The organism is Maritimimonas sp. 2304DJ26-3, assembly GCF_056591635.1.
In genome coordinates this window covers 1-1,802 of sequence record NZ_JBWQOK010000009.1, presented here as the reverse complement: position 1 = coordinate 1,802, position 1,802 = coordinate 1, and the positions used below count along the sequence as shown (strand labels likewise).

Sequence of the window (1,802 nt, the reverse complement as noted above, 5' to 3'; positions counted from 1 at the left end):
CAGTAGGTGTAATAGAAACTATATTACTTTCATCATCATCAGAATCCCCATCATTATAGTCATCATCACTAAAGCTTGAAGAAGGGTCACTATCTGGATCAACATTGTCTGATGCTGTTATTTGAGCTTGATTATCATAATTCCCGGAAGCTAATACTTGTGCTGTAAATTGTAGAACGGTACTTGCCGTAGTTGTCACCGTTAATCCTGACCAAGAAATCGTATTACCAACAACTGTAGCTCCAGCTGTAATTGCTGTAACACTTCCGTAACCATTAGGGACAATATCTTCAATCGAAACACCAGTTGCATCATTTACACCTCCATTTGCAATAGTTAGTGTAAAGGTTACCGTATCACTTACGTTCGGTGTTGTAGTATTAACGGCTTTTGTAATACTTAAATCAGAAACTACTATTGGGGTTATTGCTGTGTCAGTTTCGGCAGTGGTTATTTCATCTGTTGTAACTGATACCGTATTCACTAAATCAACGCCAGCTTGGAAGTCTGCTAATGTGGTAGTATAACTAATTGTATATGTCCAAATTTCTCCTACTTCAATAACCCCAACTACTCCTCCATCTCCCGTAGGGCCAGTTAGTGTTCCATTTGTTCCATTTGGTAAAACATCAGTAATATTAATATTATTAAGAACTAAATCGCCATCATTTTCGAGTGTTATCGTATAATCTAATGTTTGGCCAATTGCCGTTACCGGATTAGGGCCTCCTGTTTGCGTTTTAGTAACTACTACACTTGGGTTACATCCTGGAGCAGTTAATGTTACTTGAGTTGGGTCAATAACTTCACATAAGGTCACTGAATTTCTCACCGCTATGGTATATGGTGATCCTCCTGCTGTTAATCCTGTAAACACATTTGATGCTTGATAATTTGTCCCTCCATCAATGCTGTACTCTAAATTAGCTCCTGTAGCGGTTATTGTAATAGTACCATCATTTAACGTAGGGCAGCTTGCTGTAGTTGGGTCTGTGAAAGACACATTGGTTATTACTGGCAACGCGTTTACTGTTATGTCTACTTGTGTTGCAAGGCTTGTACAACCTGCAACCGTTTGCGTAACATATACAGTCTCTGTACCTACTGTGCCTGCAGGAGTGAAGGTTGCATCATTATCAACTACTGTCGTTAACCCTGCATCACTATACCAGGTAAAAGTTGCACCTATGGCACCCGTTGCTGTAATGTCTAAAATCGTATCGCCATCACAATAGGCTGATGGACTCGCCGCTGTTGGAGCTACTGGCGTAGGTGGATCATTAAGTGTAACATCAATATCTGCCATTGATGTACAACCTGCCTGAGTAATCGTAATATCATTATAGATTCCTTGACCTAGTCCATTAATTGTCCCTACATTACCTACAACAGCCATCGTCAAGGTACCACTTGCATAGTCTACCATATAACTACCATCTGCTAAACCAGTAGTGGCAAATACAATCACACCATCTGTCCCTGAACAAGTCGTTGGGTCTGTACTGTTAGTCAATGTCAACATTGGAGTTATTGGATCGGTAAGGGTTGTACTTACGCTATTACTTGTACATCCTGCATTGGTAACATTGATATTTGTATATGAACCAGCTCCTAAATTCAATATCATTAATAATCCTGCAACATCACTACTAATAGTAGATACTACTGGAGTTCCTCCATTTAACACATAACTTACACTATAATTTGTATTATTTGCTAAACCTGACAAGGTGATACTTCCTTCAGTACCTGAACATGTTGCTGGATCGTTGCTACTATCAATTACTATTACTGCAGTAGAT

General features: G+C 39.3%; 1 protein-coding gene. It reads right to left on the bottom strand.

Annotated elements, in window-relative coordinates; genetic code table 11:
• The coding region (locus AC1EUV_RS13775; RefSeq protein WP_480199300.1) for a DUF7507 domain-containing protein at positions 1 to 1,802 on the bottom strand (1,802 nt) is incomplete at both ends.